The sequence below is a fragment of the Mycoavidus cysteinexigens genome, from assembly GCF_003966915.1.
In the GTDB taxonomy this organism is placed as follows: Bacteria; Pseudomonadota; Gammaproteobacteria; order Burkholderiales; family Burkholderiaceae; genus Mycoavidus; species Mycoavidus cysteinexigens.
The window spans coordinates 467,797-494,652 of sequence record NZ_AP018150.1; the positions used below are offsets into that span (position 1 = coordinate 467,797).

The 26,856-nt window shown below is 46.9% G+C and carries 28 protein-coding genes; 9 read left to right on the forward strand and 19 right to left on the reverse strand.

Annotated elements, in window-relative coordinates; translation table 11 throughout:
- Nucleotide 1: 1 nt before the first annotated feature.
- Together MCB1EB_RS02010 and MCB1EB_RS02015 are read right to left on the reverse strand one after the other, a co-directional pair.
- Nucleotides 2-592 (reverse strand): hypothetical protein, encoded by a 591-nt coding sequence (locus MCB1EB_RS02010; protein ID WP_052393820.1) that lies wholly within the window; start codon nt 590-592, stop codon nt 2-4.
- The gene (locus MCB1EB_RS02015) at nt 582-875 is read right to left on the reverse strand and encodes a phage holin family protein (protein WP_045363269.1); all 294 of its coding nucleotides are present in this window, start codon (nt 873-875) and stop codon (nt 582-584) included. The genes MCB1EB_RS02010 and MCB1EB_RS02015 overlap by 11 nt, the downstream gene beginning before the upstream one ends.
- Nucleotides 876-1,063: 188 nt before the next feature.
- Here MCB1EB_RS02015 and istA point away from each other — a divergent pair, with 188 nt between their 5' ends.
- A complete protein-coding gene (gene istA / locus MCB1EB_RS02020) occupies nt 1,064-1,732 on the forward strand; it encodes an IS21 family transposase (RefSeq protein WP_161566163.1) in 669 nt (222 codons plus the stop codon).
- Between the two features lie 221 nt (nt 1,733-1,953).
- Here the strand turns inward: istA and MCB1EB_RS02025 are convergent, their stop codons facing one another.
- A complete protein-coding gene (locus MCB1EB_RS02025; RefSeq protein WP_034956854.1) occupies nt 1,954-3,180 on the reverse strand; it encodes an IS256 family transposase in 1,227 nt (408 codons plus the stop codon).
- Nucleotides 3,181-3,308: 128 nt separating this feature from the next.
- On the opposite strand from MCB1EB_RS02025, the gene MCB1EB_RS02030 reads away from it, so the two are divergent.
- The 5 genes from MCB1EB_RS02030 to MCB1EB_RS02050 all read left to right on the forward strand — a co-directional run bounded on the left by MCB1EB_RS02030 (nt 3,309) and on the right by MCB1EB_RS02050 (nt 12,639).
- Nucleotides 3,309-3,914 carry a Mu transposase domain-containing protein gene (locus MCB1EB_RS02030; protein ID WP_126353828.1) on the forward strand — a complete coding sequence of 202 codons (606 nt, stop codon included), beginning with the start codon at nt 3,309-3,311 and terminating at the stop codon, nt 3,912-3,914.
- Complete coding sequence (gene istB, locus MCB1EB_RS02035; protein ID WP_126353829.1) at nt 3,904-4,641, forward strand: IS21-like element helper ATPase IstB; 738 nt, start codon at nt 3,904-3,906, stop codon at nt 4,639-4,641. The genes MCB1EB_RS02030 and istB overlap by 11 nt, the downstream gene beginning before the upstream one ends.
- Nucleotides 4,642-4,734: 93 nt before the next feature.
- On the forward strand, nt 4,735-4,995 hold the full coding sequence (locus MCB1EB_RS02040; RefSeq protein WP_045363267.1) for a DUF4224 domain-containing protein: 261 nt from the start codon (nt 4,735-4,737) through the stop codon (nt 4,993-4,995).
- Nucleotide 4,996: 1 nt separating this feature from the next.
- Nucleotides 4,997-6,109 carry a tyrosine-type recombinase/integrase gene (locus MCB1EB_RS02045; RefSeq protein WP_045363265.1) on the forward strand — a complete coding sequence of 371 codons (1,113 nt, stop codon included), beginning with the start codon at nt 4,997-4,999 and terminating at the stop codon, nt 6,107-6,109.
- A 1,256-nt stretch (nt 6,110-7,365) separates the two neighbouring features.
- Nucleotides 7,366-12,639, forward strand: coding sequence for a WD40 domain-containing protein (locus MCB1EB_RS02050; RefSeq protein ID WP_161566164.1), 5,274 nt, complete (start codon nt 7,366-7,368; stop codon nt 12,637-12,639).
- A gap of 101 nt (nt 12,640-12,740) precedes the next feature.
- Here the strand turns inward: MCB1EB_RS02050 and MCB1EB_RS02055 are convergent, their stop codons facing one another.
- Nucleotides 12,741-12,965, reverse strand: coding sequence for a hypothetical protein (locus MCB1EB_RS02055; protein WP_045363263.1), 225 nt, complete (start codon nt 12,963-12,965; stop codon nt 12,741-12,743).
- Nucleotides 12,966-13,077: 112 nt separating this feature from the next.
- On the opposite strand from MCB1EB_RS02055, the gene MCB1EB_RS02060 reads away from it, so the two are divergent.
- A complete protein-coding gene (locus MCB1EB_RS02060) occupies nt 13,078-16,554 on the forward strand; it encodes an NACHT domain-containing protein (RefSeq protein WP_045363261.1) in 3,477 nt (1,158 codons plus the stop codon).
- A 62-nt stretch (nt 16,555-16,616) separates the two neighbouring features.
- On the opposite strand, the gene MCB1EB_RS02065 is transcribed toward MCB1EB_RS02060, so the two are convergent.
- The 11 genes from MCB1EB_RS02065 to MCB1EB_RS02110 form a co-directional block, all read right to left on the reverse strand.
- Complete coding sequence (locus tag MCB1EB_RS02065; protein ID WP_045363259.1) at nt 16,617-17,180, reverse strand: hypothetical protein; 564 nt, start codon at nt 17,178-17,180, stop codon at nt 16,617-16,619.
- Nucleotides 17,170-17,463 (reverse strand): phage holin family protein, encoded by a 294-nt coding sequence (locus MCB1EB_RS02070; RefSeq protein WP_045363257.1) that lies wholly within the window; start codon nt 17,461-17,463, stop codon nt 17,170-17,172. The genes MCB1EB_RS02065 and MCB1EB_RS02070 overlap by 11 nt, the downstream gene beginning before the upstream one ends.
- 16 nt (nt 17,464-17,479) lie before the next feature.
- The gene (locus MCB1EB_RS02075; RefSeq protein ID WP_045363255.1) at nt 17,480-17,905 is read right to left on the reverse strand and encodes a glycoside hydrolase family protein; all 426 of its coding nucleotides are present in this window, start codon (nt 17,903-17,905) and stop codon (nt 17,480-17,482) included.
- Between the two features lie 52 nt (nt 17,906-17,957).
- Nucleotides 17,958-18,395, reverse strand: a complete 438-nt coding sequence (locus tag MCB1EB_RS02080; RefSeq protein WP_045363253.1) for a tail fiber assembly protein — start codon at nt 18,393-18,395, stop codon at nt 17,958-17,960.
- 54 nt (nt 18,396-18,449) lie between these two features.
- Nucleotides 18,450-19,415 carry a gp53-like domain-containing protein gene (locus MCB1EB_RS02085; RefSeq protein WP_045363251.1) on the reverse strand — a complete coding sequence of 322 codons (966 nt, stop codon included), beginning with the start codon at nt 19,413-19,415 and terminating at the stop codon, nt 18,450-18,452.
- Nucleotides 19,412-20,065 (reverse strand): DUF2612 domain-containing protein, encoded by a 654-nt coding sequence (locus tag MCB1EB_RS02090; protein ID WP_045363249.1) that lies wholly within the window; start codon nt 20,063-20,065, stop codon nt 19,412-19,414. The genes MCB1EB_RS02085 and MCB1EB_RS02090 overlap by 4 nt, the downstream gene beginning before the upstream one ends.
- 12 nt (nt 20,066-20,077) lie before the next feature.
- A complete protein-coding gene (locus MCB1EB_RS02095; protein ID WP_045363247.1) occupies nt 20,078-21,223 on the reverse strand; it encodes a baseplate J/gp47 family protein in 1,146 nt (381 codons plus the stop codon).
- A 4-nt stretch (nt 21,224-21,227) separates the two neighbouring features.
- Nucleotides 21,228-21,353, reverse strand: coding sequence for a hypothetical protein (locus tag MCB1EB_RS12495; protein ID WP_269471768.1), 126 nt, complete (start codon nt 21,351-21,353; stop codon nt 21,228-21,230).
- Nucleotides 21,354-21,482: 129 nt separating this feature from the next.
- Nucleotides 21,483-21,830: a contractile injection system sheath initiator gene (locus tag MCB1EB_RS02100; protein ID WP_045363243.1), complete on the reverse strand. Its 348-nt coding sequence runs from the start codon at nt 21,828-21,830 to the stop codon at nt 21,483-21,485.
- A complete protein-coding gene (locus MCB1EB_RS02105; protein ID WP_045363240.1) occupies nt 21,827-22,525 on the reverse strand; it encodes a Gp138 family membrane-puncturing spike protein in 699 nt (232 codons plus the stop codon). Before MCB1EB_RS02105 ends, MCB1EB_RS02100 begins: the two co-directional genes overlap by 4 nt.
- Complete coding sequence (locus MCB1EB_RS02110; RefSeq protein ID WP_045363238.1) at nt 22,522-23,352, reverse strand: phage protein; 831 nt, start codon at nt 23,350-23,352, stop codon at nt 22,522-22,524. The genes MCB1EB_RS02105 and MCB1EB_RS02110 overlap by 4 nt, the downstream gene beginning before the upstream one ends.
- Nucleotides 23,353-23,397: 45 nt before the next feature.
- On the opposite strand from MCB1EB_RS02110, the gene MCB1EB_RS02115 reads away from it, so the two are divergent.
- The gene (locus MCB1EB_RS02115; RefSeq protein ID WP_045365925.1) at nt 23,398-23,703 is read left to right on the forward strand and encodes a type II toxin-antitoxin system RelE/ParE family toxin; all 306 of its coding nucleotides are present in this window, start codon (nt 23,398-23,400) and stop codon (nt 23,701-23,703) included.
- Nucleotides 23,700-24,008: an addiction module antidote protein gene (locus tag MCB1EB_RS02120; RefSeq protein WP_045363236.1), complete on the forward strand. Its 309-nt coding sequence runs from the start codon at nt 23,700-23,702 to the stop codon at nt 24,006-24,008. The genes MCB1EB_RS02115 and MCB1EB_RS02120 overlap by 4 nt, the downstream gene beginning before the upstream one ends.
- Here the strand turns inward: MCB1EB_RS02120 and MCB1EB_RS02125 are convergent.
- Genes MCB1EB_RS02125 through MCB1EB_RS12500 form a run of 4 tightly spaced genes read right to left on the reverse strand, consistent with a single transcriptional unit; the run spans nt 24,000 to nt 26,849 of the window.
- Nucleotides 24,000-24,323, reverse strand: coding sequence for a phage baseplate plug family protein (locus tag MCB1EB_RS02125; RefSeq protein ID WP_045363234.1), 324 nt, complete (start codon nt 24,321-24,323; stop codon nt 24,000-24,002). The two genes, MCB1EB_RS02120 and MCB1EB_RS02125, sit on opposite strands and share 9 nt — an antisense overlap.
- A 3-nt stretch (nt 24,324-24,326) precedes the next feature.
- Entirely contained in the window at nt 24,327-25,067 is a 741-nt protein-coding gene (locus MCB1EB_RS02130) for a phage baseplate protein (RefSeq protein ID WP_045363232.1), read from the reverse strand.
- Complete coding sequence (locus tag MCB1EB_RS02135; RefSeq protein ID WP_045363230.1) at nt 25,064-26,728, reverse strand: phage tail tape measure protein; 1,665 nt, start codon at nt 26,726-26,728, stop codon at nt 25,064-25,066. The genes MCB1EB_RS02130 and MCB1EB_RS02135 overlap by 4 nt, the downstream gene beginning before the upstream one ends.
- Nucleotides 26,718-26,849: a hypothetical protein gene (locus MCB1EB_RS12500; protein WP_269471769.1), complete on the reverse strand. Its 132-nt coding sequence runs from the start codon at nt 26,847-26,849 to the stop codon at nt 26,718-26,720. The genes MCB1EB_RS02135 and MCB1EB_RS12500 overlap by 11 nt, the downstream gene beginning before the upstream one ends.
- Between the last annotated feature and the right edge of the window lie 7 nt (nt 26,850-26,856).

The window sequence follows — 26,856 nt, forward strand, 5'->3', positions numbered from 1 at the left end:
GCTAGTCCGGGTAGTTTAATTGCCCAAAATGGAACGCCGTTCCTTCGCTATGATGGGATTGCTGTGCTTGCTGTGCTTGCTGTGCTTGCTGTAGTTGCCGATAAAACGTTTTTAATCCAAGCGCCTGCTCGCGCCATTGCCAGCAAACGCTGGCGTTAAATGTATTGGTTTCGGCAATCTCAGCAATCGAAACGCTGGCGGGTCTTCGGTCAAAGCCGGCGGTAGGTCCGGCAGGCTCGCCGGAAAATGCCGCGTTGTAGTGGCGCACGAAGCCAACGTTAACGCCAAAATGATTATTATCAGCTTGAGTAACATAGATAGGCACCTCTTTAATAATCGTATCGCCTTTTTCCTTGACGATTTTAATGCGTTCACGGTATTGAATTTCAGTTTGTATGACAACTTTGGCTTGCGCTTTAATCAATTGTGCATGGGCTATGGCGAGCTGAGCTTTATAGTGCACCAGCGCTGAGCGTTCTTTCTGAATACGCGGTTTGTAATAGAAAGAACCCGCGCACCCTACGCCAAGGCTGAATGCGGTTGCTGCAATGCACAATAAGCGCAATGGAGTGGCAAGCCAACTATTCAGCATGATTGTGTTTACCCAACCAGCGCTGCACAGCCCATTCCAAATAAGACTGGCCGAGAATGCCGAGTGCTGCGCCGAGACCCGTAATAGCAATCGCAGGCAATTCAGGCAAGAGCGTAAGCGCAGAACTGGCGGCGACGCTTAAGCCCGCACCGACAATCATGCGCCCGATAATCAACCGAGCGGTGATTTTCTCGCCGCCAGAGAGCAACTGCCCAATCCCAATCGCAGCGCCCATCGCAGCTAATATCGCAAGTAGCGTTCGATCATGTTCGTGAAGATTCATTTTTAATGTTGAGCGTTAAATTATTCCGGTGCGCATCATATTGGCGAGGCGCAGTGCTCGTTGGCCGACCTGAGTTGTAAAACAGCGTGCAAAACTTACCAGTTTATTAGAGGAAACAGCGTCCAAAAGTTTCCATCCTATTTATGCAAAGATCCGGCGAATTTGCCGGGGAAACTGGAGTGTTTTACATGGAAATGATTTACGAGATAAGACGTCGATACAAAGTACAAAAGCAGAGCATCAGCGCGATAGCACGAGAGATGGGTTTATCGCGTCCGACAGTGCGCAAACATATTGAGACGGTAAAGGAACCCAAGTACGATCGAACACAACCGATACGGCCCCAATTGGGTGCTTATGAAGGACAACTAAAGCAGTGGTTAGAACAGGAAGCAAAGTTTCCCCGCGGCCGCCGTCGTACTGCTCGTCGACTGTTTGAAGGGTTACAAGAAATAGGATACCCGGGCGCTTATGACAGCGTGCAACGCTTTGTTAAGGATTGGAAACTAAAGGCTCAAGGACCGCGAGTCACACAAGTTTTTGTACCCCTCGTCTTTGAGCCTGCTGATGCTTGCCAATTTGATTGGAGCCATGAGCATGTCGAATTAGGGGGCGTGGGACAAACAGTTAAGGTGGCCCATTTTCGGCTGGCGTATAGCCGTCAGCTCTTTGTTATAGCCTATCTGCGCGAAACCCAAGAGAGGGTATTCGATGCACATAGACAGGCTTTCACTTTTCTGGGGGGCGTGCCCAACCGAATCATCTACGATAATCTTAAGACAGTGGTGGACACCATCTTAGTCGGTAAGGAGCGTCAATTTAATCGGCGTTTTCTGACTCTAGCCAATCATTACTGATTCGAGCCAGTCGCCTGTACACCAGCCGCAGGCTGGGAGAAAGGGCAAATTGAGAATCAGGTGGGCAATGTACGGGAATGGCTATTCACGCCGCTTGCGCGCTTTTCTAATCTGGTCGAACTCAATGACTGGCTGGCTATACGCTGCCGAGAACTCGCTCAACGCAAACGAGCCTGTCATTATTTTTGTGTGCGAGGAAGCCTCACCAAGAAATTACAGTCTCATGCTAAAGAAACAGTAAATCGGTCGCCAAATAAGATGGCAAATTGAATTTTAGCTGCTCGCCATATAATCGGAGGCATTTTCCACTCCTTAGAGATATTGCGCAAGGCTAAATAAATTAATTTAATAGCGGCTTGGTCGTTAGGGAAATGGCCTCGATTTTTAATCACCTTACGCACGCGCATATGCAGACTTTCAATGGCATTCGTTGTATAGATGATTTTACGAACCTCCAGGGGGTAGGCAAAAAACGGAATAACTTCTTGCCAATGGCGTTGCCAAATTGAAGCAATGGGCGGATATTTGAGGCCCCATGGGCCATTGGCAAAGGCTTCAAGCGCTTGAGCCGCTTCCTCTTCGGTCGTGGCTCGATAAATCGTTTTCAATTCTGCCGCCACCGCTTTGCGGTCTTTCCAGCTCACAAACTCTAAGCTATTCCGTATTAAATGGACAATACAGGTCTGAATTTGCGTTTGCGGGAAAGCGGCTGTGATCGCTTCTGGAAACCCCTTGAGCCCATCTATTACAGCAATCAAGATATCCGTCACGCCCCGATTTTTGAGTTCTGTCATCACCCTAAGCCAGAATTTTGCCCCTTCAGTCTGCTCTACCCAGATGCCTAAAATTTCTTTCAGGCCATCGGGTCTTACACCTAGCGCCAGGTAAACCGCTTTATTCTTTACGCTGCCTTCATCCCGTATCTTCACTCGCAGTGCATCAAAAAATACCAACGGATACACGGACTCCAACGGACGATTCTGCCATTCAGTCACCTCATCCATTACGCTTGAGGTCACCTTTGAGATTAGGTCTGGCGAGACTTCTAGACCATAAAGTTCCGTCAGATGCCCTTGGATCTCTCTTACCGGTAAACCCCTTGCGTACAGGGAAATCACCTTATCATCGAACCCAGGTAAGCGTCTTTGGTGCTTCGCTATCAATTGTGGATCAAAATTCCCCTCCCGATCTCGAGGTATATTCAACTCTATCTTGTCCTGAGACGCTAATACTGTCTTCTTGCTACTCCCATTCTTATAGTTACTTTTTATTTCTCCCGCATTCCGCTCTTGAGCAAGATGATGGTCTAATTCCGCTTGCAGCATTCTCTCTGCTAATGCTTTTTTTAGCTGACCAAATAACCCGGCCTCTGTAAATAGCGATTGCGGATTCGACGGATCTACTCCTTCTAAGATTTTATCTAATAGTCCTTCGTCTAACTTTGTCATAGGATTCCTTTTTTATTACTTCTATTATCAGATGAATTCCTCTGCACACAAAGTTTCTGACACGCTCACGCAAACACCCCTGCCATAGTGGACGCACTATCAACGAATGTTTCCAAGAAGAACAACGCTTGTTACGTCCAATCATCGCCCCGTTTGAGGGTTACGTTGAACAGATGATGCGAGTCTCAAACACCAGCTTGGTGCACGTGGATAGAAATCGTTATAGCGTTCCGGTTCGCTTTGCCAGACAAGCCGTGTCTGTACATATAAGCGCCAACCAAATCCAAGTGGTAGCCCAGGCTCAGGTCGTTGCGACTCACCAGCGAGTCTTTGGGCGGGACCAACTCATCTGCGATCCTTGGCATTATCTGCCTGTGCTAGAGAAGAAACCCGGTGCCCTACGCAATGGTGTGCCTTTCGTTGAGTGGAATTTACCCCTTCCCATTCAAGCGGTACGGAAATGCCTTCTGAAGCGCCCTAAGGGGGATCGTGCCTTTGTCGAACTGCTCCTGTTGGCTCAGAAAGTCGGCCTGGAGGCTTTAACCGTGGCGTGTGAATGTGCTTTAGAAGCCGGTACAGTGACGGCCCCCATCATTATGAACGAAATGCGCAGACTGACCGACCCGGGTCCGCCCACTTCGCTTGAATGGCCCGATGGTATTGTTTTAACGCTAGAACCCCGAGCAGATTGCCAGCGCTATGACCACCTGCTCGGAGAAACCCATGCCCACTGACATCCACGCCACTCTCACCGCATTGCAACTGCATGGCATGGCCACGGCCTGGAGCGAGTTACAAGCCGAAAAGCCAAAACTCATTCATCGCCCTGAAATTTGGATAGAACGCCTGATCGCCGCTGAGCAAACAGATCGAGCATTACGCCGTTTACGCTATCAGCTTAAAGCTGCACGCTTTCCTATCCATCGAGATTTACTCAGCTTTAATTGGCAAGAAACGCCTCTGTCACAAGCCGTCATCGAGCAACTCGCCACGGCCGACTTCACCGATGCCGCACATAACTTGATCCTAGTCGGCGGGTGTGGAACGGGCAAAACTCATCTTGCCACGGCGCTGGGCGTGGCCACCATTCATGCCGGAAAACGGGTCCGTTTCTTCAACGGCGTCGAATTGGTCAACGCGCTCGAACACGAAAAGCAATTCGGTAAAACAGGTAACCTAGCCAAACGCCTTACACAGATTGATGCTCTCATCATTGACGAGCTTGGCTATTTGCCTTTCCCCGCTTCCAGTGGCGCACTGCTATTCCAGCTCATCGGACAGCTTTATGAGAAAACTTCTTTAATCATCACCACTAATCTCTCATTTAGCGAATGGGTACAGGTCTTCGGCGACGCAAAAATGACCACCGCTCTCTTAGATCGTATTACTCACCATTGCCATATCCTGGAAACTGGCAATCAATCTTACCGTTTCAAACATCGAAATATCCCTTCAAATTGAGTCCCTTAACTGGAAACTTTTCGGCGCTGTTTACTGGCAAATTTTGGACGCTGTTTGACAGCTCAACGCTCTAGCCCATGCTGAGGAGTGGAAATGAGTGAGGTATTTTTGACCGAAGCGCAAGTGGATGAGCTGACAGGGATCAGGCGAGGGCATACCCTTCGTCTTCGCACAAAGCCTGAAAAGCTTAGCAAATACCAACGTCAGGTTGAGTTTCTACGTGGAGAAGGGTTTGCATTTTTTACCAATGCGCGTGGTCGGCCTATCGTGACTCGAGCCGCAATTGAGGGGAGTCAAAAAACTGCTGAAAAGCCAGTTCGCAGGTGGTTACCTGAGGTATTGAGAGCCATATGAGATGGGCCGCAAACCAAGCCGTAATTTGAATTTGCCGCAAGGCTTGCGTGCTCGACACAGAAAATCGGGTACCTATTATTACCTTGACACAGGCACAGCGCCTCGCCGTGAGATTGCACTAGGCACAGATTATGCAGTGGCGGTCAAAAAGTGGGCGGAACTGACGATGAGTGATCAGGTTTACCATAAAGAGCATATTACGTTTAGGTATGTGGCTGAGGGTTATCAGCGTGAAGTACTGCCTAAAAAGGCCTTGCGGACGCAGAAAGATAATTTGAAAGAATTGGCGAAGCTTTATGAATTTTTTGATGCATCACCGGTAGCGTTAGACAATATTGAGCCGATCCATATTCGCCAATACCTAGATTGGCGTGTAAAAGATACGATCAGGCGGCGACAAGCGAAGGGAAAGGCGGTAAAAGGCGATGAAGGGCAAGTACGGGCAAATAGGGAAAAAGCTCTGCTTTCCCATATTTGGAATTTCGCACGCGAGCGAGGTTTAACGGAGAAGCCTAATCCATGTGCTGGAATACGTGGATTTAAGGAAATAGGCCGTGACACTTATGTAGACGATGTGACCTATAAAGCTGTGCTGACAGAGGCGGATGCCCCTACTCGGGATGCGATGGAGTTGGCTTATTTGACTGGTCAGCGCCCGGCAGATGTGCTTAAACTGGCACGGACTGATATTTGTGATGGAGCAATTGGGTTTCAACAAAATAAAACTAATAAGCGGCTACGTATCGCGATTGAAGGGCAGCTAGCTGAGCTGATCGAACGTCTGACGAAGCCAGCGGCAAAACCGGGTAAGGTGCGTTCACTCACATTGATATGTAGCGAAAGAGGCGAAGCGTTGACAGCTTTGGCGCTGCGCTTCCGGTTTGAAAAAGCACGTGAAAAAGCTGCGAAAGTTGCAAAAGAGGGAGGGCAGCATGATTTAGTTTCTGCTATTGAGGCTTTTCAATTCCGTGATTTACGAGCCAAAGCAGGCACGGATAAGGAAGAAAAAGAGGGTATGGCGGCGGCTAAAGATCAACTCGGTCATGCTGATGAAAAGATGACTCAACGGTATGTCCGACACCGCAAAGGTAAGCTGGTTACTCCGACCAGATAATCAGGAATTGCGGAACAACCCCATAATTGCGGAACAAAATAAAAAGGCCTACATTGCTGTAAGCCTTTTAGAATCTGGCTCCCCGACCAGGGCTCGAACCTGGGACCTGCGGATTAACAGACCTAGTAAATTTCTTTAAATATCAATAACTTAGCGCATAATGTATTCTACAAAACGCAGAAAATTTGGTACTTATTACAAGTGTTCCCGGGAATTTCTGAAAGGTTTGTAGAACAAAAATTATGCTAAATAATCTCTATTTTGTTCATGCCTGCTAATACGCTAAGTGCTCAATTTACTGCGGTAATACGACAGCTGATCTAACTCATAAGCTTAAAATCGATCGTCAACGATGCCTGAGTGTTTCGATAAAAGAGCATTCTTTGAAATACCCCCGTTTCTCTCGTCCAGCATCTTCGACGACTAGAGTCATGATCTAAGTTGAGAAGCGCATTTTCCCCTTATAAATCAATGGATAACTAAAAATAGTTGTCAATAATTTGTTAAAAGTTCACCTAGTATTTACAAGGCTTTACGAGATGCCGTTGACAAAAATCTGCTTGCATTTTTTCTATTCATAAAACTATAGTTAACTTCGAAATGTGCCCTTAATGCTCGTGCAGTAGAATGACTTTCGGGGTAACAGTAAAATACGGTAAGATCAATTTTGAAAGTTTTAGTACTTTTTAGCCTATCTTATTCTTACCAAGGTTAGATTCTTCAGAAAAAGCTCGCTTGTCCTGTCTTACAACTAGTTCAAGATAAAAGGGGTAAAAACTATGTTTTCAAGAGTCGCAGCAAGAGTCGTTGAGTCATGGCAACCGAGAACCACTGCTATGGAACGCGGACAAGCTTCTTTAAAACAAGCTGATGAGTTCATAGAGAAAAAGGAATTTGACCAAGCTCAGAATGAGCTTAATAGAGCGAAGGCTGCTTTTAAACACACTCTTCCAAATGTAAAAGAAGCAAAACCTTTTCTTGGAGAAATTTATCTAAGATGTGCAGACCTCCAATTAAAAAGAAATATTAATACTGAGAATGTGCGTAAAAACTACGCAAAAGCAATAGCCCACTTATCAGATGAAAATAAGCAGGCGGAAGTGGTAAAACGTTTAAATAACTTAGGATATTTATCCCCAGCTAAGCCACCAATTCAGAGAAAACCTACGCTTTCTCCATCGGCCGTAATCCCGCTACCTCCCGTAGGATCAACTGGATTACCTGCACAATTTTTTCTTCAGTCTTCGTCTTTTTCCATGTCTACCCACTCTCCCGCTTTATATACGCTTGTGGGTCCTGATGAAATTAAAGATACTCGACATTTGGCCTGGTGCTTACAGCAAGCCCCTCTAGGCGAAGAACATCTTAATTTACAAAGGCAACTCTATTTGCTTGCGCGCGAAGTAATAGAACGTTTTGGTAAGAGGGCTGGTAAAGATTGGGAATGTATACGCGAAGCCATTGCCTTATCGGTAGTTCCTCACGTAGATTCTTATAAATCATTAATCTTTCACGCAGTTGGAGGATTGAGTGCCGAAAAGCAGCTGCCTTTGAATATGCCTTTAGCACAGGGTCTTGCTTTAATGGTACGTCAATGTCCCCCATCACTTTTAAAAAAAGAAGGAGGGATAAGTTCGGATACTTGGACAAGCATATTAAACGTCTTGCTGGAGCGCTTAAAAATTGTACATAAAGGTGACACTCAGCATGTACATCAATTGCTTCAGACCATTTCACAGTTACTTGATGCAATGGTGCAAGCAGGGGTGGCAGGTATCAATCGCACGCGTTTACAAAAGCCTCTCTACGATTTATTACGAGATGAAGAGATTTTAAACCCAAATAAGGATCTCGAGCTTACTTGGCAAATTCGCTATGCGCGCGAAGCCCTGGCGCATATTCCTAACGATGAAAGCAGGAAAGATGCAGTGCTGCGTTGCCTCTTCTCTGGGAGCATGGGTGTTTTGGGATTGGCCAGTGCAATTAAGAGTTGCGATGTAGATAAATTATTAGAAAGTTTTAATCGTTTTGAGGAAGCGTTTAGTGGAGCACGTGAAGTAGCTAACGTGGTAGGTGCAATAGGTGGATTAAAAGAAGTGCTGAAGAATGCTACAGAGGCAAAAGAGTCGTTTGAAGAAATGCGAACAAGCCTTCAAGACAGAGATAAAAGCGAGAACTGCCAAAAAGAAAAAGGCTGGTATATGGCGCTGCAATTGATAGATCAATTAATTGAAGCCAACCAATTAGTGGAATTTGAACAATTTGTACGTGGTAACGAGAAAATTATCCATCTCCAAAACCCGTATCGTCAAAACCCAATTTTCTTACAGGGAGTGTGCCAGCGGTTGGAATGGATTGTTTGTACGCAAGAAGACGAGCTAATACAAGAGCAGGCAATTCAGTTTTTAAAAAGCTTAGCTGAGGATACCGCCTATTGGATGGGACCTAAAGCAAAAACTGAAGTAGTGAAATGGAAAGCTAAATCAACCTTAGATCGGCTAGAAAGGCGCTCAGCTCAAATACTTGCGCCTGATGACAATTATGCTCCCCCTCCTTGGGATCCTGTGTGGAAAAATGAATTAAGCACTCAGTTGTTGTTGAAGGCACGATCGGAGTCAACCTCCATGCGCCGACTGATCATGCCCCAGCAAGACTTATTGTCATTGCAAAATTCAGCTCCGTTGGCCGATTTAGATATTCAAAAATTGCAAGACACTTATTTAGATACCCTAGAGAAAGATACGGAAATCAAAGATGCGTTGGCCATGTATATAGCGCCAGAATGCACTTTGCTCAAAAATACAAGTGAACGCTTTGATTTGGGGGAGAAAGTGAAAGAATTCCTTGCTTCAGAGGAAAAGCAAGTGCTGCTTTTGCTGGGTGAGGCCGGATCGGGGAAATCAACATTTAACCGATACCTTGCCAGAAGCTTATGGGAAGAATATAGCAAAAATGCTGGCACAAGCCCAAGTCGAATTCCGTTATTTATTCCACTATGGAGTCTAAATAACCCAGGTGCTAATCTGATTGTTGAATACTTGAAAAAAGAAGGGTTTTCAGAAAAAGAAATTTCGGAGTTGAAAAAAAATCATCAATTCATTTTTATTTTAGATGGTTACGATGAAATCGAAGACCGAGCACAGATGTTTTATGCAAAGAATGAATTGGATAAATGGAAAGCTAAAGTGATTATTGCCAGCCGATCAGAATATCTAGGGGAAAATTATAGAAGTATATTTCATCCACTTAATAGACCTCAAGTACTCCAAGAATATAGATTGACACCGTTATCAGAGAAATCGATTGAGGGGTATATCAATAAATATGTGGTTTCAAAGTTGTCTGAAGTTGATCAGATTCAATTGAAGTCACAGTTAGTGACTTACATAGAAGAAGATTCAAAAAGAACAAAAGAACATGAAGAAATTTTAGAAAAAGCAATAAAAAATCATCAAGAAGCAAAGAGAAAAAATGAAGAAATACAAGAAATTTCAGAGGAAAATTTAGAGGAAAGGCAAAAACTTGAAGAAGAAGTACAAAGGTATCAACAAGAAGTAGATGATATGATAAAAATGGTAAAAAAGAGGATAGACAAAGAAAAAAGGTTTAAAGCGGAAATTCTAAAATTATCTAAAGGCCCGAATTCTATATATGACTATGTGGAGATATATTTAGCCGAAGAGTCGTCCGGGTGGAATGCTATTAAGTACAAAAGTGCACTTAAGCAATTTAACTTAACAGCGTTGGTAGATAATCCTTTCCTATTAAGAATTGCGCTGGAAATCTTACCCACTTTAGATAAAGAGGATCAAAGTGCTACTAGCAAGCAACGTTCCACTCGGGTTACTTTATATGACCAGTTTGTGCAAAACTGGTTTGAGCGCTCTGATGATCGCTTAAAGTTGATTCAATTAACGAAAGACGAGCGAAAAGCATTTAATCGCTTAAGTGAAGAAGGTTTTACTGCTCACGGTATTCGTTTTAGTCAGAACTTAGCTTTAGCAATGTATGAGAGTCAAAAAGTAGTAGTAACTTATTCGGAGGCATCTCCTCCTTGGAGCCAAGATAGGGAGCCTTTTTTGAATAATGATAGTGAAAAAATGAGGTTGTTACGTTTTAGCACACCCTTAAGTCGCCAAGGCAATCAATATCGGTTTATTCATAAAACGTTACGGGATTATTTTGTGGCGCGCGCGCTATGGGAAGAACTAGGTGCTCATGACAAGGTTAAACCATCCTCTTGGTTCAACAGATTAAATTTACTGAGCGATCCAGCGATACTGCAATTCATGGTGGAGCGGGTACAACAAAACGCCGAGTTGAAGGGGGAACTTTTACGAGTGGTTAAGCGCTCCGAAAAAGAATCTAAGTTAGAGAAAGGAGCAGTCAATGCTATGACTCTCTTGGTTAGAGCAGGAGTGCAGTTTAATGGAGCGGATTTAAAAGGAATTCGGATTCCAGGAGCTGATCTAAGTAATGGCGTATTTGATGCTGCACAATTACAAAGGGCAGATTTAACGAACGTTAATCTTTGCAATAGCTGGCTGCGTGGGGCTAATTTAGATGGCGCTCAAATGGAAGGAGTACAGTTTGGTGAATGGCCGTTTCTTCAAGAAGAAAGCGAAGTTTTTTGCTGTGCGTATTCACCTGATGGGGAAACCTTTGCTTTGGGACTTAAAAACCACGGTATCAACGTGTATACGACTTCAAATTGGAAAAACCTTTGGACATTACAAGCCCATAACGAAGCTGTTACGAAGGTTGTGTACTCGCCGAAAAAGGGACAACTTGCCTCTAGCAGTTGGGACAAGACCGTGCGGCTATGGGATATAACAACCGGGTCTGCGCTCCAAATCTTAAGCGGCCATAAAGTCGCTGTTTATAGCATCGCGTATTCTCCGAACGGTAACCAGATCGCGTCTGGCAGTGGAGATGCAACAGTTCGGATATGGGATGTTGAAACAGGTGCTCTTCTTTGCGCTTTAAGTGGCCACGGTAATTTGGTTTCGAGCGTCGCGTATTCACCAAAAAAAGAGAAGCAGCTTGCCTCGAGCAGCCATGACAAGACTGTACGAATATGGGATGGGGAAACTGGGGTTATGCTCCAGAATTTAAGGGGTCATAGCAAAGAAGTTAGTAGAATCTCGTACTCGCCAACGGGCGTTCAGCTTGCTTCATGCAGTGATGATGGCACCGTACGACTATGGGATGTGGAAACAGGCACTTGCCAATACACTTTCAATTTAAGCAACCATGGTGATCCGATTTGGAGTATCGCATATTCACCGTGCGGTACTGAGCTTGCTTCAGGTAGTGGAACTGGCATTGTGTATTTGCTAGACGTAGAAACCAGTTTTTGTCGCCAAATTTTAAAAGGGCATCTTGGAGGCATTTACAGTGTCATGTATTCGCCAAACGGCGCTCAGCTAGCCTCAGTCGGTCCTGATAAAACCGTGCGGTTATGGGACGTTAAAATCGGCTCTTTCTGCGCCCCTTCAAGTTATAGTCATAATAATTTTGTCCATAGCGTTGAGTATTCATTAGACGGCAATCAAATTGCTTCGGGCAGTTTAGATCAAACTATTCGGCTATGGGACATGGCGACCGGCACTTGCCGTCATACCTTCATTGGCCATACAGGTGAGGTCAGGAGCTTGGCGTATTCACCAAAAAGTGATCAACTCGCCTCGGGCAGTGTTGATAAAACGGTGAGGCTATGGGATATAGAAACCGGGGCTATTCGCCACACTTTAACTGGTCATACAGGCTGGATTAGAAGCATAGCGTATTCACCAACAGGAGATCAGATAGCTTCGGGCGGCCAAGATACAACCGTACGGCTTTGGGACGTGAAAAGTGGGTTTATTTCCCGCATCTTGAGAGGTCATAAAGATTCAATTACGAGTATTACGTATTCGCCGGATGGCGCTCAGCTTGCCTCGAGCAATGAAGACGAGACAATACGGCTGTGGGATGCAAGAAGTGGGATTTTTATCCACGATTTAATCGGCCATACAGGTCCAGTAAACAGTGTAATGTATTCACTAAGCGGTACACAGCTCGCTTCAGGCGGTGATGACCATACTATACGGCTTTGGGACCTTAAAACTGCCGCTTGTTCTCGCATATTAAATGGCCATTGCGATGAGGTCTGGGTTGTAAAATATTCTCCGGAGGGGACCCAGCTTGTTTCGGGCAGTAGGGACCATACTGTGCGGCTGTGGGACGTGAAAACCGGCCTGTGCCAGATGGTACTTCAAGGCTTTAACGGACCAGTGGCGAGTGTTGCTTGGAAAATGATCTCCAACAGCCTCTATTTGGCGACCGGCAGTCATGACCACTCTGTACGGCAGTGGCAAATCATTCGAGAGGAGGTTCGCTATAAGGCGCTTCTTTGCTGGAGTTCAGAAAATAATATGCTTACGGCATTCGATACATCTATCCAAAGCGTACAAGGCCTAAGCCAATTAAACCAGAGGCTATTAGAGCAGCGAGGAGCGGTAAGCAGTGACTGCGAGAAGAGCGAATAAATTATTTACGTAGAGTTATTTTAAGAGGATACAAAGGCAGAAATACCTCCGAGCCAAATGATGAAATTTTACGATAGTGGGTTATTATCAGGCATATTTCATCACGTAAAGGGGTTGACTGACTTTGTTTTTGAATTCTGCAGCTGCTGATAAAACTCTCTTAGTCCAAGTGCTTGCTCGCGCCATTGCCAACAAACGCTGGCATTAAAGGCGTCGGCTTCGGCAACTTCAGCAAGCGAAATGCTGGTGGGTTCTCGGTCAAACTCGGGAATCCAGATAGAAGCCAAAATGGCGGGATCATTTTCAGAGTCTCTGATATTGCCCATGCTGTCGTAATTTTGGGTAGATAGGTTTTATTCAATGAAGGCTGAATTTTTATCCGATAGTAAATCATTCAGATATAGGTTAAATACTAAATATTAGAAAGGGGTAGCCAGCATGTTGCCAATTAATCCAAGCCAAAATACTCAACCTTCCTTAGCTTCGTATTTTCCTCGATTAGCTTCGTCTTTTTCTGATGCGGGGGTCCAAGTCCATTCAACTGCTGAGATTTATGATGCGGTAAGGTCTGTCATGCAGATCAACTATGGTTTGATTAATATCCCAACCGTTGGTTCGCATAACGAAATTACAGTGCATTACCACTCAACGGGCTCAGATGCTCAATTGTTACGAGAAATACTGAGACCGCTGCAAAGCATGGCTATGCAGCCAAATAATGCACCGCTCGCTAGTTTAGGTATCGAGGGGTTGCAGAAAAAATATTTAGAAAGCCTGCAAAAAGACAGAGAAATCAAAGATGCGTTGGCAATGTACGTCGCGCCGGAGTGTACTTTAATAACGAATACAAAAGAGCGCTTTAGTCTGGAAGAGAAGGTGAGAGATTTCTTAGCTTCAAAAGAAAAGAAAGTGCTACTTTTGTTGGGTGTGGCGGGTTCTGGCAAATCAACCTTTAATCGTTATTTGGCGCGCAGCCTATGGGAGGCTTATGACAAAGAGGCCAATAAGTCCGGCCAAACTCCTATACCGTTATTTATTCGGTTATCAAGCTTGGAAAAGCCGAATACCAATCTTATTTCGGAGTATCTAAAAGAGGAGAAATTTACAGAAGAGCAAATAGCTGATTTAAAAGAAAATTATCGCTTTATCTTTATTTTAGATGGTTACGATGAAATTAAAGACCGAACTCGTCTTTTTTATATTGAGAATGAACTAGATGAATGGCAAGCCAAAGTGATTGTTACGAGTCGTCCTGAGTATTTAGGAGATCGATATGAGCGCCAGTTCCATCCGAAAGAGCAACCGCATTTGCTTCAAACGTATCAACTCGCTCCATTCTCTGATTTAACGATTGAAGAATATGTAAACAAATATAAAAGCTCCTACCCAGAATTAGAAAAGAGTGTCGCGGAACATGGGGGAATTCTTGATAGACCTGAAGTCAAGGACCTGATACGTAATCCTTTCTTACTCAAGTTGTCCTTGAGCGAATTGCCCGCTTTGGCTGAGAAATATAAAGATAGCAACCAACGTATTACTCGGCTTGCCTTATATGATCAATTTGTAGAGAGCTGGTTTGAGCGTTCGCAAGATCGTTTAAGCGGTATCCGCTTAACTGGTACAGAACAGAAAGCATTTCACTTTTTGAATAAAGCTTTTACTAAACACGGCACAAAATTTAGCAAAGATTTGGCAATAGAGATGTATCAGGCTGGATTGGTGCGTGTGGCATATTCGGAGCAGCTTTCCTATGACGGATCTAGTGCAGAAATACAAGATTGGCGAGATAAATTTTTAAGTGAGAGCAACGAAAATATTAAATTGTTAAGGTTTAATGCACCGCTGGTCTGTCGAGATGATCAATATGAGTTCGCTCATAAATCAATTCAAGATTATTTTGTAGCGCGAGCGCTGTGGGAAGAATTTACTACTATTAAGGAATCAGCCTGGATTAATAAATTAAATATAGTGAGCGACCCAGCTATTCTTGATTTTCTTGTTGAACGTGTGCAACAAGAAAGGTTTTTAATAGAGATGCTAATCAAGTGGGTCAATGCCTCGAAGAATAATAAAGGTTTTGGAATTGCGGCAGCGAATGCGCTTACTATTTTGGTCAGAGCAAAAGTTGATTTGAGAGAAAAAGATTTCAACGGAATTCATGCATACAGTGCAGATTTGAAATATGGTAGCTTCTACAAGACTCAATTCAAGGGGGCTGATTTAACAGGGTGCAATTTTCAAAATGCATCGTTGCGCCAAGCAATTTTTCGCAATGCGAAATTGGATAGGGCCTGGTTTGGGGTATGCAGAGCTTCAGATATTGAAGTGTATCCTATGCTTAAAGCGGCACCAGTAGCCGAGATGCACACTTTGTATAGTCTAGAAACAGTAATCCAAGAATTTTTAAATAATTCAAGAAAAATTTTCCTGCTATGCGGCGAAGTGGATTCAGGTAAATCAGTATTTAGCCGAAATCTTGCGGAAAGCCTATTTAAAAAATATATTACAGCTGATGTTCCGGGGTCAATGCCAATACCTCTTTATATTCCTTTGTGGCTAACATCGGGCTACCCAGGAAATTTAATAGAAAACTATTTCCAGCAATTCTGTCATTTCTCGCCGGAAGAGATCGAGATTTTGCGCGAAAACCATCGCTTTGTTTTTATTTTAGATGGCTATGATGAGCTTAAGAATCGTAATCAAATGTTTTATGTGAAAAACCGGCTAGCTCGGTGGAAGGCTAAAGCTATCATCACCAGCCGGCCGGAATATCTAGGTTCTAACTATCAAATCGCATTTCAGCCGCTAGGGGAACAGACAGTCCTCGAAGAATATAGACTTGCTCCATTTTTTGATCCAACAGCTGAAGTGTATATTGAAAAATGCAGAGAAATATACTTACAGTTGGTGAAAAACACCTTAAACCATAGAAAAATGCTAGGGCAGTTTGAATTTAATAAGCTGTTAGTGGAAGCTCCTTTTTTATTTCAGATGCTCTGGAGAGAGCTGCCTATGCTTAGTCAGACACTCAGGACGAGTGGGCAGAGTTTCACGAGAATTTGGTTATATGACCAGTTTGTGAAAAATTGGTTTGATCGTGCGAAATATCGCTTGACTTTAATTAACCTTTCAAACGAGGAAAAATTTGCATTCAGTAGATTAAACGAAGAGGGATTTGTTGAGCATGGGATAAACTTTAGTAAAAAATTTGCTCTGGAGATGTATCAAGCAGGGCATGTAGTTGCCACCTATTCGGCAGAAATGAATTGGTCTTGGAAAAGGCGTAGTGCTGAATTGAGTCAAGATTGGCGCGAGCTACTTTTAGGTGATGGCAATGAAATGACTAGGTTAATTCGCCTAAACGCGCCGCTGATCCAACGAGGAAATCAACATCGATTTATTTATAAATCGTTACAGGATTATTTTGTGGCGAGAACGCTGTGGGAAGAATTCGATGTATATGACAAAATTGAGGTCTCTTCATGGTTTAATAGATTAAATATCATGAAAGATTCTGCGTTATTGAAATTTTTAGCGGAGCGGGTGCAGCAGAAACCGATATTAAAAGAGCGACTTTTAAGCGTAGTTGAGTGCTCTAAAAAAGAGGCTAAATTTGAGACTGGCGCGGCGAATGCACTGGCGATAATGGCGACTGAAACAGAGTGCGATTTAAATCTTCGAAATACGGTTTTTCTAAGAGGGCAAGATGCGGAGTCGATTAAAATCAATAATAATTCTGTATTAGCTTTCGAAGACAACTCTGATAAAAATGAGGTGAGTCAAAAGGACATGATTAGAGAGCTAATTTTAGAGCCGCTTATTCCTAATGAGCCAATAATTATCAATGATAAAATTTTAGATCTGCTGAGGACTCATCTTAAAGAAACGCCAGATCATTGCTCCGAATTTGCCTGAAATAAGTCGAGAAGAAGCTACGGCACTTTTTTATAAATGTTGTTAGCTGCCTAAAAACGCTCTTAGTCCGAGTGTCTGTTCGCGCCACTGCCAGCAGGTGTTGGCGTTAAAGGGAACGTCTGCTGTAATTGCTGATAAAACGCTCGAAGACCTAGTGCTTGTTCACGCCACTGCCAGCAGACGTTGGCATTAAATGCGTTGACTTCGGCAATTTCAGCAATCGAAATGCCGGAGGGTTGTCGATCAAACTCGGTGGCAAATCCGGCAGACTCGTTGGCAAATGCTGCGTTGTAGTGGCGCACGAAGCCAACGTTAATGCCAAAGTGCTCAGTATCAACTTGAGTAACATAGATAGGAACCTCCTTAATGATCGTATCGCTTTTTTCCTTGACGATTTTGATGCGGTCGCGGTATTGAATCTCAGTTTGTACGACAACTTTGGCTTGGGCTTCAATCAATTGAGCGTGGGCCATGGTGAGTTGTGCTTTGTAAAGCACTAACGCTGAGCGCTCTTTCTGAATACGCGGGCCGTAGTAAAAATGACCTGCGCACCCTACGCCAAAGCTGAACGCGGTTGCTGCGATGCACAATAGGCGCAACGGAGCGGCAATCCAATTAGTCAGCATGATTGCGTTTACCCAACCAGCGTTGTACAGCCATTTCCAAATAGGACTGGCCGAGAATTCCGAGTGCTGCACCGAGACCCGTAATGGCGATCGGAGAGAGCTCGGGCAGAAGCATGAGGATGGAACTCGCGGCGACGCTTAAGCCAGCGCCGACGATCATGCGCCCGATAATCAACCGAGCGGTGATTTTCTCGCCGCCAGCAAGCAACTGCCCAATCCCAATCGCAGCGCCCATCGCAGCTAATATCGCAAGCAGCGTTCGATCATGTTCGTGAAGATTCATTTTTTAATATTGAGAGTTAAATTATTCCGGTGCGCATCATATTGGCTAGGCGCAGTGCTCGTTGGCCGACCTGAGTAGCCCATTTAGAGGCGAGCATTTCGTTAGCCGCGGCTGCGTAATCATTGCGTTGCATGGCGGAGAGCGTATTGCGGAAGGTCAGAAGATTGCCGCCCAGATTAAAGGCCATATGGATAAGCACGCGTTGCCTTACTGCATCCAGGGTCCGCCACCACGGTAAACTCCGATCCAGCCACGCGAGCGTATTTTCAATATCGTTGTTCAAAAGGATCTCGCATTCGCTCTGAGAGATGCCCCCATCGGTGAGATTGCGTCCGACGCCGATGGTGATTTTGCCAACGGTATCGAAGTAGGGTTTAAAGCGCTCGCCTTCATCGCGTTTGAGTTCGGCTAGGAGGGCGGCCCTGTCAAAGGGTTCGGTCATGTTGAGAGGGGTGTAGACGAAAAAAAAGACCGCATGAAGGCGGTTCTTAGTGCTACGGATAAGTGGCCCACGAAGTGGCCTCGGGGGCTTTTGGCCAATCGATTTTAGTCGGAAAGCCGGACTGCTGCTCGATGCGGCTGAGTTTAATGCGATAGAGTTTCCACGCTTTGAGGCGCTGTTTTTCTTCGTCTGTCGCCCTCTCCAGGTCTACTGCATCTTGTAAAGGCGTTGACTTGACCAGGCTTTCAATAATCAAAGCGCGGCGTTGGCGCAAATGAATTTCAGTCCACTGTTCTGGGGTAATAGGAGGGCGGTCAATGGCAATCGGGTATCCTCTGTGATCGGATTGAAGCATTTTGCCTTTCGCTAACTCTTTGTACAGAGCATGATATTCTTCGTCGGTAATGGAGACGGCATCTTTAGGAATGGTGTCTCCGTGCATTTCACGAGTGTAAAAACCAGGTTGCGATTTTGAATAATAAAAAGTCATAGGGGTATTCCAGAATAAAAAAGCGTGAAGGGGGAGACTGAACTCACTTCGCGGCTACCGTCCAATGGCAAACCATTGAGTGGGCCATGCAGCGGTGCGCCCATCAGTATCAAATGTGCGCAGGACGATGCCGGTGTTTGACCGGGTTCCACTCACTTCAATCACAATGACAGGTCCCGCACCGATATGGATGCCGTAAACGCCAAAACATGCGCGCGAGAAAGGGGTTGGGAAGATAATATGGATATTGCCCGCCGTATCCGCACCGAGTTGCCCCCATTGCAGGATGAAGCCGCCCGGCAGTTTCTGATACCCTTCTATTCTTTCTAGTTTTTGCTGGTTATGCCCCGTAAAGGCAGCCGAGATCGCATTCTGTGTAAAAGCGGTGGAGGCGAGTTGGTTCGAGTGGTTGCGCGGGTCATGGTGAGTGGGCGCGGTGGGCGAGCCGACAAACGCTGGGCTTTTGATCGGTGCTGCATCAGTGATGCCATATCCGCTAACGGTAGAAGGCGTATTGGATATTTTTTGCCAATGTAATTGAAGCTTGGAGAACTGGCTTTGCACATCTTGAGCCGTAGCCGCATCGGTAATACCGTAACCGTCTAATGTGGTGGGCGTTTCGGTGATTTTGGGCCAGGCTAGTTCGCCCTCTTTGGGATGAAAGTGTGCATCGAGCGCTTTACGCGTCAGGCCCCATTCTTCCCATTCGGCTAAGTGAGCTGAGGGCGTTTTACCCTTATTGTCTATTTTAGCTCGATAGGTTTTACCAGAATATTGAATATAACTGCCTTCAGGATAGTCTTCTGTCTCAGACCATTCGGGCAAGCCGCGTTGCATCAGATAGCGAATGGCTTCATCAGCGCGTTTGCCAATAAAATTAAACCATTCCATCGGTGGGATGCCGCCGGTCTGGTCAAAGGCGACGCCCCACCCTCTGGAAAGATCGGGAAAGGGCTGAACTTCGCCGGGGCGAGCGCCCTCCGCAAAGACATGTTCATCAGGACGTTGATAAAGGGTCATAAATACCTCGCAAATTTTCCTTGGTTAAAAGCGAATGCGCCAGGCGAGCCGGCGAATCCGAAAGCGGTGATGTTGGCTAAGACGACATATTTGACGTTGACGCCTGCTGGGCGCGGCAAAATATCTAAAGCCTGAATCGCATAGCGTTTAAAGGCGGTGATTTGATCGCTACGAATGGTGACGGTGAAACTCATGTCGTACTGGTCATAAACAGTGGCGTGCCCGCCAAAGATAAAATCCAGCGCCTGCGTAATATCAGGGACGGTGCCCGTCATATGGTTTTTGGCGATGCGGCATTTGATGAGAAACCTAAAATCATCGTCATCGAGCACGACGGAATCGGTAATGACATCGCCCTTGCGATACCATTTGCCACCGCCTAAACCGGTTCGACTCAAGCCTTGAGCGCCTGGTGCGCGTTCAAAGCCGAATAAGTGGCGTGGAGCCAGCCCTTTTAAAATGCGAGATTGGCCGACATGTTGACCGACTAAATCGAGATTTTTGCCCGAAGCGGTTTCAATATGGAGGGCATTGGGCAAATCGGCGAGACCCTGCCATGTGTCGCTAAAATAGTGATCGATCAGTTGTGCGGTGGCACGTGCTTTGGGCTTGCCCTTATACTGCCAAATAAGCAGTGATTCATAAGACATGGTGTGTGATTTTTAGAGCACGACGACTTCAATATCCGTAGGGGCAAAGCGGGCCATCTCGCGCACGCCGATCTCAATATTGCTGGCAGCGAGCGTTTGGCCGTGTCGGCCAATGTTGAGTGTTTCCACCCAAAACCCCTGTACGGTATTGATGGGGCTGTATAAGCGCGAGAGCAGCACGGTTTCGCCAATTCTGAACGCGGTTTTTGTTAGCGTGGCTTTGATCGCCTCAACGTCGACTGCCGTAAAATGGGCGTTGCGGCGCACTTCGAGATACGCGGCGCAAGCGACGACTGCGGGCCGATCAAAGCGGATTGAGCGCGCCATGCCTGTGTTGTCGAGAATTTGGGTTTGCACTGCGCCGCGTAGCCCTGTGCCAGCGGTTTTATTCTCAAAGATCACCTGAGCAATCTCGGTATCCGAGCCGCCCTCTATAATCATATTGAGGCTATGCGCGGGTACTTCATTCGCATCGGTTAGATTGCTGTCATTTTCTAAACAGACGGCTTGCCGGACATCGGCGAGCTGTAAGAGCTTAACGATCATCCCGTCGACCGAGTTTTGAGCCGCTTTTGCACGGCTAATAAAGAAACGGCGTCGCAGCTCGGCATCGGTTTCTTCCTCTTCTCCGACTTCTGCGGCTTGATTGCTTTGAGCGGAGCGCCAGCCTAAAAAGAGAGTTTCAATCGATAGAGTGGTCTCTGCGGGCAGGGGAAATGCACCAAGTGCTTCGCTTCTTAAATCAGCGTGTGCCGAGCCATTTTCATTCAGCGTCGTATCGGCAACTAATAACCAACGTCGATGATGGGGATCGGTCAGTGCTGCGCCGGCTGGAATCAAAGTGTGGGGCGTGCCGGTTAAGATCGTATTGCGCAGATAGCTATAGCTAGCTTGTCTGCGCGTTAAACCGGCATAGGCAACGCGCTGTTCAAGCCAAACCCCACTGGCGGCTTCAGGATCGAGTGCTTTATAAATGGATTCAGCAAGCTCTTCTAAATCAGTTTTAATTTGGGCGATGAGGCCAATGAGCTGCCCATCAGGACTATCAGGATCGGTATTAATATCCGCGCCATAAATCGCCTTAAAACCGGTATCAAGCTGGGCCAGATTGGCATCTAGTCGCTCAATGATGAGTCCTTGTTCGGTAAGGTGTGCCATGTTTTTAAGATAGGCATATCGTTTTAACGATGTCGAGTACGCAACACAGGGTCATGCCGGTAAATATGATCGTGGCGGTGTGCCATAGCACTTTAAGAAATTCAGCGGTTTTAATATTCACAGTTTCCATTGCTACTCCTGGTATTTTTAAAGTCAATCGTTTATCATTCTTCATATGTTTTGTTTCGTTTGAAAAGCGGGAACAAAAAAGCCCCGACTGCTGGTTACAGTTCGGGGCTTTTGCTTTTTGGGGGTGACTCTAATTCGTGATGTTAATCAATTGATCGTCATGATCTTTAAGTTGGGCGGTTATTGTTAGATGGCGCGTGCTGGGGTCCCATTCCAACTCTAAAGCTAGAAGCTCGCGCACCCCGTGCGTGTGTAAAATCGTGCGTTTCACAAGGTGTTCAATCTGCCGCAAATCTGCAGGCCGCTCAAAGGTGGGCAGCCAAGGTAAGCCATGCTCTAGATTCAAAAACCAATCACCCTGAAAAGACAATAAGCGAGATTTGACGCGTTGGGCGACCGATTCAGCGAGGGTTGCATAATTGGCGCGTCCCTGCCCAAAGGTCCAGTCATGGTTCGCATCGAGCCGCCGTACTTTCATTGCGGACCGCCTGAAGTATCGCCGCCGGCTTTGACGCCGTCATGCCGGTGAGCGTGCAGCGTCACACCATTGGAAATGAGTTCACCGCCGCTATGCGAGATCGTGCCGCTAATGGTGGTGCCTGCGGCGCTGCCGGTACCGCTTAAGCCGGCTTGGTAGGTCAACAGTTGTTCAACGACGACGGGGCATTGGATCGTCAATTGGGTGCCTTTGATCGTCATATGCCCCGCTTGATCTAATTTAAAGTAAGCGCTGCCATCAAGCGTGCGCAGCATGACCGCATCCATTGCATACTCTGGAATGGCGCGAGGCAAAGAAGAAAACCCAACTAACGCAAAGCCATCGGATAGATCGTGCAAGCGATAGTCCAGCGGAATGCTGGATTGCCCACTGGCAAACCAGCCATCAATACAGCGTTCAGCAAAGAGTATTAAGCATTCGTCGCCTGGCGCGACCGGAAAGGTGAGTACAAAGGCCCCGCCGCGTGGAAAGTGCACTGGCACATCGGTGAGCATCGGCAAAGGTGTGGCTTGATCATTCTGTAGAATCTGCTCGATCAAGGGCTGCACGGACGCGGTTTGCGTGCTGGGATCAAAACTCACAATTCGACCCGGCAAGGCGACATGCAGCTTTTTGAGTGCGGCAGTGATACTGGCTTCAATCGCGGCATCGAGGGAAGGGGTATGCCATTTCATGATGGATCCTTAATAGGCGTAAAGGCCCCGCCTACAGCCGTTATTGTGGTGAGCCATTCATCGCCATACGTATCGCCGCAATGCGAGACGCTGACGACTTTATAATCGCCATTGAAGGATTCGGTGATGGAGTGCACGCGCACTAAGCCACCGATGCGGATGGCGGGATTCAGTAAAGCAGTGACGATAAGCCCGTCTTCGCTGGCTTCAGGCGCGCCGATCATGCCGGTGTCTTGTGAAACCAAAGTAGCTTCATCCGCTAACACCTGCTGGGCAGGCAGCAGCAGCAACTCACCATCTTGAATCGACCAGTCGGCCTGATTGGCCTGAGCGATTTGACTCAATGCATCGCGGGTATTGCCGCAAAAGACACGGCCGCGGGGTAAGCTATTCAGCCGCCCTTGGGCCACCGTACCGAGTTGGGTTTGATCCAAAGATTGTGCAAGCTGCTGGATCGCCTGTTGATCGGATGTACCGGCTTTTAAAGTGAGTGAGACTCGAGCATGCCGATAATCGGTGTCACCATCGGCGCACTCCAGTACCAGGATAGAATCGAGTCCATCGCGTTGCAGGGTGGCTTTGAGGATGTCGCCGGTATAGAGCAAGCGCAACTCCGTATACCCGACCGATAAGGCCACGCGTTTAAAGGTGCCGCTTAAGAGTTGATTGAGATGCGTGCGATTCAGATTCCAAATGCAGATTTGAGCCGGATTGGGCTTAGCGTCAATGGTTTTACAGAGGTCAAACGAGACGCGCAGCGCATCAATGAATAACCCATCGTGTGGATTGCCCAGCGCAAGCTGGTAACGGCGGCCGAATTGCTTCATAAAAAATACCTTGACCAATCGTATCTAATTAGATACATTAAGTTTATGTACACTATTTTGCGTTCTGAAGAATTCGATGTCTGGCTTCATACTCTGCGGGATTTGCGTGGTAAGGCCAGAATTTTGGGCCGGATCAAATCCGCTGAAAATGGAAATTTTGGGAACTCGGAACCTGTTGGCGAAGGCGTTTCGGAGATGAAAATCGACTTCGGGCCAGGTTATAGGGTGTACTACACACGGCATGAGTTAGTGGTTTATGTTTTGCTTCTAGGCGGAGATAAATCGACCCAAAAGCGGGATATTAAGCATGCTAGGCGGATGGCCTTGGACCTTAAGAGGAGCAAAGAATGACTCAATATGCAAAATTCGACGCATCGGATTATCTCGATAATGAAGAGACGATTGCAGAATATTTAAGTGCTGCATTAGAAGACCCCAATCCGGATGTTTTCCTTGCTGCATTGAGCGATGTCGCCAAAGCACGTGGCATAACGTATATAGCGAAGAAAGCCGGTCTTGGGCGAGAAAGTCTCTACAAAACGCTAACGCCTGGCTCAAAGCCTCGCTACGACACGATCCGTAAATTGATTGATGCCCTCGATATTAAGCTCTCTATTTCAGCCACGATGAATGATGGGTATCGGTTATCAAACTAATGCGGTTATTTGAGCTTTATCTGCAATGTAAAGCAAACAACGCTGGCCTAAATCTTCTCCGCCGACTGGATCAAGGCCGATACCGTTTTCATCGGTAAGGATGAAGCAATAATCAATAGGCCTGCGCCATAAAATTGGAGTGCCGACGATCAGCGGCTGCCCTTGAGCGGTATAGCGCTCACGCTTTAAATCGAAGACATCCAGCGCCCAATAGTCGGCGAGGCTGTTGTAGCGTAGCGTGAGGCGTAACGCATGTGCTTTAAACGCAATTGTCATTTCTTGATACGGGGCGGAATCAACGGGGATCAAATGCATGGCTTAGCCCAATAGATGCTTCAGCAAAGACTTCTTTTTATCGGCGGGCTGGAGTTGCACTTTGCCTTTTTGCGTTTTAGCGGCGGCTTGCTTGCGGGCGCGGCCAGATTGGCGCTGAATGCCGGCGATCGATTGTGTCGATACGATTAAAATCTCCCGACAGGTGATCGTGAATTCAGCGATGCCATCTTGCATCTGATTCAGGCTGATGGACTGGAGGAGCATATTGGAATACAGCTTAGCGCCCGTTAGAATCTCGATCGGCTCAATGGACCGTTGTAATTCCAGTAGGGCATCATAGACCTGCTGCACGCGCTCTTGCGTTGTGCTGGAATCGATTCCGCTCCAGGCCGGTAGCCAGGGAACGAGAGGGTGCGCCTGCTCTAGATTGCTAGCGATTGACTGCTGAAGGGTTGGTGCAGAACCGAGTTCGCGCTGCATCCGCGAGGCGGCCTGCATCGTGACCGCTTTGACTTCGGTCGGCAAAGGGAGCTGATTTAAAAAATCCGGACTTTTGCGCAAAAATGCGCGATTCATTCCTGTAGGGTAGGTGATCGGTGGCTGGTAATCGGTGACAATGCCTGTGATCGTAATTTGTTTTGGCTCCAGCGCCGCATGATCGGCAATCAGCGCACCGGATTCAATCGGGTTTTCAGAAATGCGTAAAACCGACTGATGTTGCTCAGCGAGCGTTGCATCGAGCGTGACGGTGCCGATGCGGCGGTGCAGCACCGAGATCGTCATAGCTTGGCGGCACTGTGGCTGTTATGCGTGGCGATGCGCTGTTGACGCAGAGCATCCATGGTGGCGCGGCCTGCTGCGACGGGATCGGAAGAGGCGATATGAATTTTAATGTCTTGGTTGACTGTCTGTTGCTGAGTGCGCTGCGCATGATGTGTCGTATGGTGGTTCACAGTGTTACTTTGATGTGCAGCTGGATGAGCGGAAGCTGAAGCCAGGTTGACGGCTTGAGCAATATCGATCCCCTGGGTCAGATTCAGTTTTTCGCCGATCCAACGAAAACCGGAGTGCAGTTTGTCCCAGCCTTTCGAGATCCATCCGAAGACGCTATCCCAGGCGCGCTGTACGCGATTGAACGCGGTTTCAAAAGCGTATGCAATCCCATCCGTGATATTCGTCCATAGCGTGCGAGCGGATTCCAAGAGCGAGAGAAAGAGCGTTTTAAGGCGGGCAACAAGTGCGGTACTTTTGGCTAAAAGGCTTTTCCAAGTTTGACGAATCAATTGAACGAGCTGTGCCCAGGTTGAATTGATAAGAGCTTTAATTTTGCTGGCTACCTGCGCCAGCGTCTTTTGAAACCGAGTTAAATAGTTGCAGCATTGAGCAAGAGCTTGTTTGGCATAGTTGATCCCGTTTCCAAGCCAATCCCAAAATCTGGCCAAAGAGGCTTCACCGCCTCGGAGATGGGTCATCAAGTCATCGATCAAGACAATTAGCCCTGCGATAGCCACAGCGAGCCACGCAACGGGATTGACGACAAATGCGGCTATCGTCGCACGTTTAACCCAAGCTGAGACACCGACCAAAGCCCATAGAGCCGCTTTCCAGCCGATCGTATGACGGATCATGCGATCCATCGCAGACCCTGTATGAACCAGCGCTTGTACCGTAGCAAAGAGGATGTCAATAAACCGGCGCAGCCCATCCCGAATGAGCTCTTTATTGCGTAACAAAAAGGCTTTAAAGCGATCCGCGAGTAGAAGTAACTGAGGCGCTAAGCCCAACGCAATTTGTGTCCGTAAAGATTTAAATATCCAGTCCATGCGGGTCATTGCATCGCCCCAGGCAGAAGCCCTATCGGCTTGCTCTTGTGTCGCAATGCCTAAATCCTGTGCCTCTTGCATCAACTCGTGCAGCTCAGCTTTGGATAAGCGCAGCGTTTGCAGCATCGCCGCATCGATGCCCATCTTTTGTAAGAAGGCGCTGCGCTGAGGATCAGAGAGGCGCTGCATTTTGTCCTGCAATTCCCCCATCATCTGCGTGACGGATTTAATCGAGCCGTTGGCGTTTTTAGCTGAGAGTCCGTAATGCTCAAAGGCGCGTGCGCCACGTCCTATGCCATCGGCCGCCTCGCCGATGACTTTAGAGAGCCCGCGTACTGAAGCGGTGGTGGCTTCAAGAGAAGCACCATTTTGCGCCGCAGCAAAGCCGAGTTGCTGTAAATATTCAGCGCTGACACCGGTTTCGCGTGCCGCTTGATTCAGCGTATTCAGGCCATTGAGCGCCTTCGCAAAGAAGGAGGTGAGGCCGCCTGCCAATACGCCCACGGCGGTTGTGGCGATTGAAGCGGTGCGGGCGACATCGGAGAGCGTTTGGCGAAAGTGCTGGGCTTGCTTAATATCCGCGACGACGCCGAGCTTAAAGAGAAATTCATCAACGACCATGGGTGCTTTGAGTCAGTTTGGTTTGGATCGTGTCCCACTGTGCGATCGTCTGATGAAACTCGACTAAGTCAGACAGCGTATAAACAGAACGCAGTTCATTCAGGGTGCAGTGTTTGCGCATAATGGGC

What these genes read in the sequence shown, in the direction of transcription:
- MCB1EB_RS02010 (WP_052393820.1), bottom strand. Translation starts at nt 592, where the DNA reads ATGCTGAATAGTTGGCTTGCCACTCCATTGCGCTTATTGTGCATTGCA.
- MCB1EB_RS02015 (WP_045363269.1), bottom strand. Translation starts at nt 875, where the DNA reads ATGAATCTTCACGAACATGATCGAACGCTACTTGCGATATTAGCTGCG.
- istA (WP_161566163.1), top strand. Translation starts at nt 1,064, where the DNA reads ATGGAAATGATTTACGAGATAAGACGTCGATACAAAGTACAAAAGCAG.
- MCB1EB_RS02025 (WP_034956854.1), bottom strand. Translation starts at nt 3,180, where the DNA reads ATGACAAAGTTAGACGAAGGACTATTAGATAAAATCTTAGAAGGAGTA.
- istB (WP_126353829.1), top strand. Translation starts at nt 3,904, where the DNA reads ATGCCCACTGACATCCACGCCACTCTCACCGCATTGCAACTGCATGGC.
- MCB1EB_RS02040 (WP_045363267.1), top strand. Translation starts at nt 4,735, where the DNA reads ATGAGTGAGGTATTTTTGACCGAAGCGCAAGTGGATGAGCTGACAGGG.
- MCB1EB_RS02045 (WP_045363265.1), top strand. Translation starts at nt 4,997, where the DNA reads ATGGGCCGCAAACCAAGCCGTAATTTGAATTTGCCGCAAGGCTTGCGT.
- MCB1EB_RS02050 (WP_161566164.1), top strand. Translation starts at nt 7,366, where the DNA reads ATGTCTACCCACTCTCCCGCTTTATATACGCTTGTGGGTCCTGATGAA.
- MCB1EB_RS02055 (WP_045363263.1), bottom strand. Translation starts at nt 12,965, where the DNA reads ATGGGCAATATCAGAGACTCTGAAAATGATCCCGCCATTTTGGCTTCT.
- MCB1EB_RS02060 (WP_045363261.1), top strand. Translation starts at nt 13,078, where the DNA reads ATGTTGCCAATTAATCCAAGCCAAAATACTCAACCTTCCTTAGCTTCG.
- MCB1EB_RS02065 (WP_045363259.1), bottom strand. Translation starts at nt 17,180, where the DNA reads ATGCTGACTAATTGGATTGCCGCTCCGTTGCGCCTATTGTGCATCGCA.
- MCB1EB_RS02070 (WP_045363257.1), bottom strand. Translation starts at nt 17,463, where the DNA reads ATGAATCTTCACGAACATGATCGAACGCTGCTTGCGATATTAGCTGCG.
- MCB1EB_RS02075 (WP_045363255.1), bottom strand. Translation starts at nt 17,905, where the DNA reads ATGACCGAACCCTTTGACAGGGCCGCCCTCCTAGCCGAACTCAAACGC.
- MCB1EB_RS02080 (WP_045363253.1), bottom strand. Translation starts at nt 18,395, where the DNA reads ATGACTTTTTATTATTCAAAATCGCAACCTGGTTTTTACACTCGTGAA.
- MCB1EB_RS02085 (WP_045363251.1), bottom strand. Translation starts at nt 19,415, where the DNA reads ATGACCCTTTATCAACGTCCTGATGAACATGTCTTTGCGGAGGGCGCT.
- MCB1EB_RS02090 (WP_045363249.1), bottom strand. Translation starts at nt 20,065, where the DNA reads ATGTCTTATGAATCACTGCTTATTTGGCAGTATAAGGGCAAGCCCAAA.
- MCB1EB_RS02095 (WP_045363247.1), bottom strand. Translation starts at nt 21,223, where the DNA reads ATGGCACACCTTACCGAACAAGGACTCATCATTGAGCGACTAGATGCC.
- MCB1EB_RS12495 (WP_269471768.1), bottom strand. Translation starts at nt 21,353, where the DNA reads ATGGAAACTGTGAATATTAAAACCGCTGAATTTCTTAAAGTGCTATGG.
- MCB1EB_RS02100 (WP_045363243.1), bottom strand. Translation starts at nt 21,830, where the DNA reads ATGAAAGTACGGCGGCTCGATGCGAACCATGACTGGACCTTTGGGCAG.
- MCB1EB_RS02105 (WP_045363240.1), bottom strand. Translation starts at nt 22,525, where the DNA reads ATGAAATGGCATACCCCTTCCCTCGATGCCGCGATTGAAGCCAGTATC.
- MCB1EB_RS02110 (WP_045363238.1), bottom strand. Translation starts at nt 23,352, where the DNA reads ATGAAGCAATTCGGCCGCCGTTACCAGCTTGCGCTGGGCAATCCACAC.
- MCB1EB_RS02115 (WP_045365925.1), top strand. Translation starts at nt 23,398, where the DNA reads ATGTACACTATTTTGCGTTCTGAAGAATTCGATGTCTGGCTTCATACT.
- MCB1EB_RS02120 (WP_045363236.1), top strand. Translation starts at nt 23,700, where the DNA reads ATGACTCAATATGCAAAATTCGACGCATCGGATTATCTCGATAATGAA.
- MCB1EB_RS02125 (WP_045363234.1), bottom strand. Translation starts at nt 24,323, where the DNA reads ATGCATTTGATCCCCGTTGATTCCGCCCCGTATCAAGAAATGACAATT.
- MCB1EB_RS02130 (WP_045363232.1), bottom strand. Translation starts at nt 25,067, where the DNA reads ATGACGATCTCGGTGCTGCACCGCCGCATCGGCACCGTCACGCTCGAT.
- MCB1EB_RS02135 (WP_045363230.1), bottom strand. Translation starts at nt 26,728, where the DNA reads ATGGTCGTTGATGAATTTCTCTTTAAGCTCGGCGTCGTCGCGGATATT.
- MCB1EB_RS12500 (WP_269471769.1), bottom strand. Translation starts at nt 26,849, where the DNA reads ATGCGCAAACACTGCACCCTGAATGAACTGCGTTCTGTTTATACGCTG.